This is a genomic window from Streptomyces sp. YGL11-2, from assembly GCF_050054615.1.
In the GTDB taxonomy this organism is placed as follows: domain Bacteria; phylum Actinomycetota; class Actinomycetes; order Streptomycetales; family Streptomycetaceae; genus Streptomyces.
This window is the reverse complement of sequence record NZ_JBNHIN010000084.1, coordinates 10,099-19,969: the sequence shown is the minus strand read 5'-3', so window position 1 is coordinate 19,969 and position 9,871 is coordinate 10,099. Positions and strand designations below refer to the sequence as shown.

At 68.1% G+C, this 9,871-nt stretch carries 6 protein-coding genes and 1 pseudogene; 3 read left to right on the top strand and 4 right to left on the bottom strand.

The window, feature by feature from the left end; all coding sequences use genetic code 11:
• Window positions 1-510 precede the first annotated feature (510 nt).
• Window positions 511-2,367, top strand: a complete 1,857-nt coding sequence (gene asnB, locus ACO1BR_RS41550; protein WP_426800312.1) for an asparagine synthase (glutamine-hydrolyzing) — start codon at window positions 511-513, stop codon at window positions 2,365-2,367.
• A gap of 188 nt (window positions 2,368-2,555) precedes the next feature.
• On the opposite strand, the gene ACO1BR_RS41545 is transcribed toward asnB, so the two are convergent.
• Entirely contained in the window at window positions 2,556-3,362 is an 807-nt protein-coding gene (locus tag ACO1BR_RS41545) for a HisA/HisF-related TIM barrel protein (protein WP_426800311.1), read from the bottom strand.
• 181 nt (window positions 3,363-3,543) lie between these two features.
• Between ACO1BR_RS41545 and ACO1BR_RS41540 the strand changes: the two genes are divergently transcribed.
• Window positions 3,544-3,999: a VOC family protein gene (locus ACO1BR_RS41540; protein ID WP_426800310.1), complete on the top strand. Its 456-nt coding sequence runs from the start codon at window positions 3,544-3,546 to the stop codon at window positions 3,997-3,999.
• A gap of 1,058 nt (window positions 4,000-5,057) precedes the next feature.
• Here ACO1BR_RS41540 and ACO1BR_RS41535 read toward each other — a convergent pair.
• Window positions 5,058-6,674, bottom strand: coding sequence for a hypothetical protein (locus ACO1BR_RS41535; RefSeq protein WP_426800309.1), 1,617 nt, complete (start codon window positions 6,672-6,674; stop codon window positions 5,058-5,060).
• Window positions 6,675-7,111: 437 nt separating this feature from the next.
• Here ACO1BR_RS41535 and ACO1BR_RS41530 point away from each other — a divergent pair.
• A pseudogene (locus tag ACO1BR_RS41530) lies at window positions 7,112-7,588 on the top strand (SOS response-associated peptidase family protein); the annotation flags it as partial.
• Between the two features lie 771 nt (window positions 7,589-8,359).
• Here the strand turns inward: ACO1BR_RS41530 and ACO1BR_RS41525 are convergent.
• Window positions 8,360-8,581, bottom strand: coding sequence for a hypothetical protein (locus tag ACO1BR_RS41525; RefSeq protein WP_426800308.1), 222 nt, complete (start codon window positions 8,579-8,581; stop codon window positions 8,360-8,362).
• A gap of 212 nt (window positions 8,582-8,793) precedes the next feature.
• Window positions 8,794-9,807: a DNA-directed RNA polymerase subunit alpha gene (locus ACO1BR_RS41520; RefSeq protein WP_426800307.1), complete on the bottom strand. Its 1,014-nt coding sequence runs from the start codon at window positions 9,805-9,807 to the stop codon at window positions 8,794-8,796.
• Between the last annotated feature and the right edge of the window lie 64 nt (window positions 9,808-9,871).

Here is a 9,871-nt window from a genome sequence, read left to right as displayed (position 1 = left end):
CAGCCACGTCCTGCACTGGTCCCACTGGCGCCGCAAACGCCAACACCAAGCCCGCACCAGCCACTACAAACGACGAGGAGCGCTGGCCGGCGGGTGCGGCCCGGCCCGGGGACGACTGCGACCAGGGCGACGGAGAACACAGCCGCCAGCATCAGGACAGCGAGCCACGCTGTCCGATGTGGGGACGCGCCTGCAGCCTGGGAGGCCCAGGCGGCTACGCGGCCCAACACCAGGCAGGCTCCCGCAGTCAACAGCGTCCAGATGGCGCGGCCGGTCCACTTCGCGGTGGGTTCGGCGCTGTCGAAAACGCGGTGCATATGGGTCCACAACTGGAGAGGTCGGCGGTGCAGCCGGGAAGCCACCGAGCCGGTGTGCCAACCCGCCGTACCAGAGGATGGCGGTTTCCGTGAAGAGGTCGGCGCGGGGCCGCCTTCGTTCCTACCAATGCGGACCGCATGTCGGTGTGAGACCGCCAACCACCGGCCGTCTTCGAGGGCGTGTGCCAGGCTCTTGGCCGATCATGTGGTCGAGGGAGAGGCGGCGTCGATGTGCGGGCTGGCCGGATGGGTGTGCTTCGGGCGGGATCTCTCAAGGGAACGGCTGACCGTGGAGCGGATGGCGGCCACGCTGGCGCTTCGGGGGCCGGATTCGGGCGGAGTGTGGGGGGATGGGGACGCGGTCGTCGCACATCGTCGGCTCGCGGTGATCGACCTCGTCGGCGGTGGACAGCCGATGGCCGCGGAGACGATGGCGGGTGCGGTGGTGCTGGCATACACCGGTGAGGTGTACAACTTCGCCGATCTCGGGGCGGAACTCCGTTCCCGTGGCCACCGGTTCACGACCCGCAGCGACACCGAGGTGGTTCTCCGCGGGCACTTGGAGTGGGGCGAGCGGCTTCCGGAGCGTCTGGTCGGGATGTTCGCGTACGCGGTGTGGGATGCCAGGGTGCGCCGGCTGACGCTGGTGCGGGACCGACTGGGGATCAAGCCGCTGTTCTACCGGCCGCTGGCCGGCGGGCTGGTGTTCGGCTCGGAGCCGAAGGCGATCCTGGCGCATCCCGAGGTCGAGCCCATCATCGGGCTCGACGGTCTGCGGGAGCTGTTCACGTTCAGCCGAACGCCGGGGCACGCGGTGTGGTCGGGGATGAGGGAGGTCCGCCCTGGTCACGTGTTGACCTTCGACGCAGAGGGCGAACGAGAGCGGGTGTACTGGTCGTTGGCGCGGCGCGAGCACGTCGACGGCGAGAAGGAGACGATGGCGACGGTCCGGGGGCTGCTGGAGGAGGCGGTCGCCGGGCAGTTGGTGGCCGATGTGCCGCTCGGGGTGCTGCTGTCGGGCGGTCTGGACTCCAGCGCGGTCACCGCCCTGGCGGCCCGGGGCCTGTACCGGCGTGGTGAACGGGTCACGAGCTACGCGGTGAATGTGGACGACGACACCTTCGCCCCGTCCAGCACGAGGCCGGAGCCGGACGCCCCGTACGCGAGGCTCGTCGCCGAGCATGTCCACGCGGCGCACCACGAAATCGCCCAGGATCCTGTGACCCTGCTCAATGGGAAGGTGCGCCTGGCGGCGGTGACAGCGCACGATCTGCCGACCGGTATGGGAGACATCGACAAGTCGCTGTATCTGCTGTTCCGTCGCGTCCGGGAGGGGGCAACCGTCGCGTTATCCGGTGAGGGCGCGGATGAGCTGTTCGGCGGTTACAAGTGGTTCCACCAGCCGACCGGGCGGGTCCTGGAGGAGTTCCCCTGGATCGCCGGCGGCCGGGGCAGGTGGGCCAACACCTTCCCGTTCTACCGGCCCGAGTTCCACGCGGTCCTCGACGGGGACGTCTACCTCCGTGACTCGTGTGCAGGCGCCGTCTCCGAGGTGAGCCGGGAGAAAGCCGAGCCGACCAGCGAGTACTGGTTGCGTGTGGCCTCCCACCTGCACCTGACGCGGTTCCTGCCGATGATGCTCGATCGCAAGGACCGCCTCAGCATGGCGGCCGGCGTCGAGGCGAGGGTCCCGTACTGCGACCACCGCCTCGTCGAGTACGTCTACAACGTCCCCTGGCACCTGAAGACCCCGTACGGCCGACCGAAGGGACTGCTGACGGACGCTGTCAGCGACCTGCTGCCGAAGACCGTCCTGGAGCGCCGCAAGAGTCACTACCCCAACGCCCACGGCACCCGCTACCGCACCGAACTCCTTCGCCAGACCGCCGACTTGCTGCCCGACCCGAGCCACCCGGTCTTCGACATCTTCGACCGTACGGCGCTCACCACCGCCCTGCGCGATCCCACCGCGACAGCTGCGGCCGCCATGGAGCGGGCTCTGGACACGGCCGCCTGGCTGGAGCGGTACCAGCCGACGCTGAGGTATTGAGCAGCGTCGTCGTCCCAGCGCAACCGGGCAGGCCGGGCTTTACGCCGGTCCGGTGCACTGGCTCGCGGTCGCCTGCGACCGACGCACGACAGAACGTATGTGGGTCGGCCGCAGGGCTTACGAACGCGGACCGGAGGTGAGTCCGGGCCAGGTCAGGTCGTACTCGGTGAGGAGCCCGGCCGTGCGGTTCACCGCCCTGGCAGTGAATGCCCAGACGTGGCGAGGGCGTCGGACAGGGTGAACGCGCCTGTGAACAGGGCCCTGCCGATGATCAGGCCGTTGATGCCGTCCAGGGCGGCAACGGCCCGCAGTTCAGCCAGGCTGGCGATGCCGCCGGCGGCGATGACCATCGCGTCGGTCCGCGCGCCGACTTCTTGCAGTAGTTCCAGGTTCGGGCCGGTCATGGTGCCTTCACGGCCGATGTCGGTGACCGCGTAGCGGGTGCAGCCGGCGCGGTTGAACTCCTCGACGATCTGCCACAGGTCACCGCCGTCCTGCAGGAGGCCACCTTGGGCCAGGCGAGGGCCGTCGGGGCGGCACCACACGGGCAGGGTCAGACCGATGCGCCCGCCGTGCTCGGTGATCACCCGCGCGCACCAGCGGCGGTCGGCCAGGGCCGCGGTGCCCAGATTCAGCCGCTCGACCCCGGTCGCCAGAGCCCGTGCGAGTGAGGCATCGTCGGTGACGGTGTAGCCGGTCGCCAACTGGATCTTCAGCTCCAGAGCGTCGACAAGGCCGGCGATCTGCTCCCAGTCGACCTGGTCGCTTTTCTCAAACGGGATCAGGATATGAAGCCAGTTGGCGCCCTGGTCCTGGAAGGCCCGGGCGAGTGCGAGCGGGCCCTCGCTGACGCGCTCCCCTTCGATCCTGCCCTGGACCAAGTGCACGACCCGGCCGGCGAGCAGGTGAAGCGAGGGAAAGACCGTAAACGGCTTCTTGCTGCTGTCTCGTCGGCCGGCAGCAGTGGGGGTATCGCGTTCCTCGTTATACGTCACGAAGCTCTCTGTACCCGGCACCGGTCACGGAAACTGTTCAACTTGGCCGGTGAGCACCGTGCTTGGCGAGTTCGGTACAGGTGGGGGCGGGCCGGGGTCGCGAGCACCCTGCGCGGCATCCTGGCAGCCGCCTCCTGACAGGTCAGCCCCGAGTGTCAGACCCGGCAGGTATATGTGGGCCATGGCATTGCACTGGAAGCTGGTCTTCGACACCCGGGACGCGCCGGCACTCGCGGACTTCTGGGCCGCCGCCTTGGAATACGAGGTGGAAGATCCCAGCGCGCTCATCGAGCGCCTGCTGGCCGCCGGGCACATCGGCGAGGACGCAGTGGCCGAGCACCGCGGCCGCCGGATCTTCCGTGGCTACGCAGCCATCCGGCATCCCGAGGACCCGTTCGACGAGCTCAGCGGCACCGGCCACGGCCGACGGCTGTTGTTCCAGGATGTGCCCGAGGGCAAGGCTGCCAAGAACCGCCTGCACCTTGACGTCCACAGTGGGCCCGGCGGGCTGGACGGCCTGGTGGCGCGGCTGGAGTCGCTGGGAGCCACCCGCGTCCGCGAGGTTGACAAGGGCCCGGCCGGACGCTGGTGGATCATGCTGGATCCAGAGGGTAATGAGTTCTGCGCCGCTGGTTGAGCACCAGGGCTGGCCAGCCCCGAGATGCCCCGTGGTCCACGGCAGGAGCGGCTGTCACCGTCCAGGCGCCGATGCCGAAGGCGGCCCTGATCTCGTAACGGCCTTCCCTGATTGGTCAGGGAGCTGAGGCATGTGCGACGTCCTCTCTCATGGCCTGCAAGGTCATGCTCACCATCCCTGCCCAAGCGGCCGGAGCGCAGGGCTAAATGCTGCCAAACCGTCTATGACATGAACTTATCGACAATAAGTGCGATACCGGCGGCTTCCGCCGGCCGATCCAGCCCCAGCCCGGGGCGCCCACAGACGGAAACAGCNCAGGGCTAAATGCTGCCAAACCGTCTATGACATGAACTTATCGACAATAAGTGCGATACCGGCGGCTTCCGCCGGCCGATCCAGCCCCAGCCCGGGGCGCCCACAGACGGAAACAGCACGTCCGTACCGGACGCTGCTGACCCGCGCCCGCCACGCTCAGCGAAGTCGGCCCGACCTTGGTTCGACCGAACCAAGGTCGGGCCCGGGCGCCGACACGGAGATCAGCGCGGCTGTGGTGTAGCGACTTGCATGCCTGCAATGGCGGCGATTGCCTGACCTGTGAGAACTGGGCCCAGCCCTGGATAACTTCGGCGGCCTGGCCCGCCGTTTCAGCGCATCACACGGATCGGGGGAGCGTGTCCGGAAGCGCGGCTCCAGGTTCACCCTGACACCCGACGGCGAGATCACCGAACAGCGGCCGCAGGAGCACGACGCGAGGTGATGGCACCGGCGCCCGGCCAGCTTCGACGAATGGCTGCTCGACACACCTGCGGCGGGGGGCAGACCGCACCCGAATGACCACCTTCAGCCGGTGAGGCAGGGACAACGGCAGGCCGGCGGCCTGGTACCGTCCAACAGCTCCGACCCCGTCGCCAGCCCAAATCCTTGTTCAGGGGCAAGTAGCCAGGCACCCTCGGCGGGCGAAGACGCAGCCGGACGGCGACAATTCCGTGCGCTCTGCTGTTCTCGTCGACGGATCGTGGGTGAGCCAGGAGGGAGCTTCGCCGAGCTCCCCACGGGTGCTACCAGCGGCTCGGTTTCCTGTACACGAGCCCGAGCTTCTCAGCACCGTCCTTGCTACCGCCGATCATTTCTGCGACCGATTTCGGGTCTGTGTTCCTCATCGCCTCGATGATCTCGGCTGCGAGGCTTTCCGGGGCCCGCCCGCGCACGTCGACCACGAGGCCGAACTGTAGGGAAGGCTCCTCGAAGGAGCCCGTGCGAGCCGGGTGGTTGAACGTCAGGCGCGCGGTGTCGTACTCCTTCAGCCAAGCTGTGCACCAGCCGGGTGCGCAGTCCCACCGGCCGAGGATTGTCGGGTCAGCGCGGAGGTGGTCAGCCACCAGCCGGGCCACCGTCCGGGCCGGCCACTCCCAACTATGGTCCCGCTCGGCCCGGGTGACCTCCCGGTCGTACGCTGTCGCGCCGAACCTGACCTCCTGCGGTGGATCGCCCGGCATCGAGGATCGCCAGTCCTTCCAGACCACCTCGGCTCCCTCGCGCACGATGGTGGCGTAGAGCCCGCCGCAGCACCCTTCTGTGCAGTACGCCTCGGCGAGCATGACTTCCTTCGGTTTGCTCGTGGCTCTGAGCCGCCCGTTGTGGACCAGCCGCTCGGGACTCTCGGCGGGTCCCTTGTCGAATGCGGCCGACACGATCGGCATCCCGTCGATCGCGATCCTGGCCTCTACTCGGGGGAAGCCGACCGGATTCGGATCGGGCACCACGACCCGGATCGCGAACCTTCCTTCTGGTATGTCGTTCCGGGTGGCCTCGCTCAGGATCCACGCGGCGCGCCGGGCCTCGATCGGGTCGCTGGACCCCGCACTGCGGTTCAGGATCTCGGCCCACGGTGGGGAGGACAGTACGTGGTTGATCTGGTCGATGAGGCGTCGGCGAAGCCCGCCGACCACCGGGGCCGCCGGCCCCGTGCACAGGTCCTGGGCGACCATGGTCAACCGGGCGGCTCGCTCCAACGTCGCCGGTCGCCGGTCGGCGAGGGCGACCCAGCGCTTATAGGCGACGGGGGCTTCCTGGTATCGGCTGATCTCGGACTGGTAGTTGTGCGTACTGGTCATCGCGAGCAGGAGGTTTCCGGCATGGTCCCAAGGGACGTCGCCGACCGCTGGTCGGCCGAGTATCTCCGCCAGCCCGTACCCCTCGGCGATCTGCCGCGCGAGGTCGCTGGACAGCATGTCCTTGGGCGTCGACAACACCCACTCACACACGAGCGGGTCCGCATGCCCGGCCAGCGCCCGGACTGCTAGGACCCGTGGATAGGGCCGTGATCGTTCAGCGAGCCAGATGAGGTCGTGTGCCGCACTCGGGATCTTCGCGAGAGTCTCGACCGCAAGCTGGTCGGCGAAGCGCAGCAACCCGACGGTCTTGATCGTCGGGACATCGCGCTGTTCGGCGTGGCCGCAGAGCAGACCCAGCCCGACGAGGACCGCGCGCCGATCCCAGCCGTTCTTGACGAGCCAGCGGGCCGCATCAAGGAGCCGTTGCGTGGGTTCGGGTGCCAGCTCGCGCACGGCTCGGGTCACGTTCCTGGTGCTGACATCCAGGTGAGTGCACCGCTCGTGAAGGTCCATGGCCGACAGGGCCGGATCGCCGATGAACTCCCGCAGTACGGCGGCCAAGGCGAGCCTGCGTTCCGTAGGGGGAACAGTCGGGTGGTCGCCGCTATCGGGCCAGGGGCGGCCGCCGTCAGGCAGCGGTCCGACCGGATGTAGCCGGGACAGTCGATGTGCGTGTACGAACAGGGAAACCGGGCGGTCGAGCGCACTGCGCTCGTGGGCCACGCTCACTGGTTGGAGGAAGACTCGATTCTCTTCGTCATGCCGGGAACAGTACACGCCCGACGATGTCGCTGACGAAGGCAATCTCCGCCGGGCAGTGACTGCGAAGCGCGGCCGGTGCGGTCCGGACTCCGCGCTCGGCCACCGGTCCCTCTCCCACCCGAAACTTCCCGTCGCATATGACTACGGACAACTCGACCGTATTGCGGGCGACTTCGGTATGTCCGGCGAGTTCACAGTTCCGCTGCGGGGCAGATGAGCCGGCATGGGCCCGCTCGGAGCCGGCCTACCGGCGGGCCTTCGCCAAGCGCCGCTGTCTGCTGCCGGCCGACGGTTTCTACGAATGGCAGGCCGTCGCGGCAACCGAGATGACCAAGGCTCGCAAGCAGCCGTACTTCATCAGCCCGGAGGACGGACAGGTCATGGCGCTCGCCGGCCTGTACGAGTACTGGCGCGACCCCGACGTCGCCGACGACGACGCGCCAGGGGCGTGGTGGACGACCTGCACGATCATCACGACCGAAGTCACCGACGCCGCCGGACACGTCCACCCCCGCATGCCGCTGACCATCGCCCCAGCTGACGGGAGCGCCTGACTCGACCCCGCCCACCAGGACGCCGACAAACTGCGCGCCCTACTGGGCACACCGGCACTCCCCGAAGCCACAGTTGGAGAGGGGAGCGTGGGAGACGCGGTCCGACCACAGGTGCAGGGAGCGATCGGAGTGATCGTGTGCGGGAGCAGCTCGCGCTAGCCGAGGCGCTCGGGCGCTGGGAGCATGGACCAGTGTGGGGCACGGGCCGGCGTGAGCCCGGTCGGCGGTGGTGCGTCTCCCACTTGTTGGACACCACGTCGTGGCCGAAGCGGTGCGGAAGCCTCATCTCGCGGGCAGCCTGCCCGTGTCCTCGTACTCAGGCCCTGAGGCTGATGGTGCCGTCGGGTCCGTTCTGCCGGACCGGCTGCTGTTCCGCGGCATTTGCCGTGTGTGACGCAGGCGAAGCGAGCCCCGGACCGATTCGGTCCGGGGCTCTCGTGTTTTTTGCAGGGGCGGACGTTCATCCACCCCGTTGGCAGGCTGAGCGCCGCGTCGTTTCTTCTTTCTGGCCGCAGGCTGTTGTAGGGCCAGGTCGTTTCTGATGGCTCTTGGACGGTGTCGCGGAGCCAGATGACGATTGCTGCGACGGCGAGGGAGCCGTTGAAGATGTAGTCACGTTTGTCGTACCTGCTGGCCACTGCGCGGTGCCGCTTCCACTTGCTGACGCATCGCTTGACGGCACTGCGGCGGTACTGGGCCTTGTCGAAGGCCGGAGGGCTTCCGCCGGCCCGGCCCTTCCGCTGGCGCGTGGCCCGCTGGTCAGCGGGCTGGGCGATGGTCGCCTTGATCCCTCGCCGTCGCAGATAAAAGCGGTTGCAGTACTAACTGCCAGCTCAGAGCGAGGCCACACCAGTCTGCGCGGACTGCCCAGCCCACCGAAGGTCACGCGGTCGCATCGAATCCTGATCGGTGACAGGCCAGCTCACGAGGTCATAGCTTGTGTAGTCCCGTGTACGGGCTGACGATTCGGACTTCGTGCGAGCCGAAGTTGACGAGCATCGCGGTCTCGTCCTCGACACCGATGACCTTGCCCAGGCCATACCGGTCGTGTGAGACCCGTTCGCCTAGGGCAAAATGCTTGGCCAGCGGAGCGACCGGGGCCTTGAAGGGGCTCGTGGACAGGTGGCGCCGGGGCGCGGATCGTTTCGTCATAGGGGGTCAGTATGCGCCATCGAGGTCCCTGAAGGGTCAGGCCGGGAGTCGCCAACGTCGACTCGATCCGGCCGGTCACCCGTGATCATGCGGGTCATCTGCGAAGGGGGTGTCGCAGCGGGCACAGCTCGATGAGTTCAGCGCCGCCGTCACCGAACGCCAGCCCCTGGCGGCTCGTGCCCCGCCAGCGCCGAACCTCGTGAACCACCCTGTCAGTACTGCTCGGTCTCGACGAACCCGGCGTCGCCGACATCAAAAGCGCCGGCGGCAGCAATGGTGCCGAACCCGGGCGGGCTGTCCTTGAAAGTCAGGCCCATGCCGGCCAGCTTTGCCTTGACCTCGTCGATCGACTTCGCACCGAAGTTGCGGATGTCCAGCAGATCCGCCTCGGAGCGGGCCACGAGCTCACCCACCGAGTGGACGCCCTCACGCTTGAGGCAGTTGTACGAGCGGACCGTAAGCTCCAGCTCCTCGATCGGCAGCGCCAGCTCGGCGGCGAGAACGGCATCCGTCACGGACGGGCCCATGTCGATGCCCTCGGCGCCGATGTTGAGCTCGCGCGCCAGACCGTACAGCTCGACGAGGGTCTTGCCGGCCGACGCCATGGCGTCGCGCGGGCGCATGGCCTGCTTGGTCTCGACGTCGACGATCAGCTTGTCGAAGTCGGTGCGCTGCTCGACACGGGTCGCCTCGACCTTGTAGGTGACCTTGAGCACCGGCGAGTAGATCGAGTCGACCGGGATCCGGCCGATCTCCTGGCCGACCTGCTTGTTCTGCACGGCGGAGACGTAGCCGCGACCGCGCTCGACGGTCAGCTCCATCTCCAGCCCGCCCTTGCCGTTGAGGGTGGCCAGGACCAGGTCGGGGTTGTGGACCTCGACGCCGGCGACCGGGGTGATGTCGGCGGCGATGACCAGGCCGGGGCCCTGCTTGCGCAGGTACATCACGACCGGCTCGTCGTGCTCCGAGGAGACGACCAACTGCTTGATGTTGAGGATCAGCTCGGTGATGTCCCCCTTGACGCCGGGCACGGCGGTGAACTCGTGCAGCACGCCATCGATCCGGATGCTCGTGACAGCAGCGCCGGGGATAGACGACAGGAGGGTGCGGCGCAGGGAGTTGCCGAGGGTGTAGCCGAAGCCCGGCTCCAGCGGCTCGATCACGAACCGGGAGCGGCATACGTCGACGACCTCTTCGGTGAGAGTCGGGCGCTGAGCGATCAGCATGAGGTGGTACCTCCAATATTCGGCGCCCGCTCTTGGATGCGGCACGGCAAGGATATGGGTGGTG

Bases quoted from the DNA above. Each gene is read 5' to 3' on its own strand.
- ACO1BR_RS41540 (WP_426800310.1), top strand. From the start codon at position 3,544: ATGGCATTGCACTGGAAGCTGGTCTTCGACACCCGGGACGCGCCGGCA.
- ACO1BR_RS41525 (WP_426800308.1), bottom strand. From the start codon at position 8,581: ATGACGAAACGATCCGCGCCCCGGCGCCACCTGTCCACGAGCCCCTTC.
- ACO1BR_RS41520 (WP_426800307.1), bottom strand. From the start codon at position 9,807: ATGCTGATCGCTCAGCGCCCGACTCTCACCGAAGAGGTCGTCGACGTA.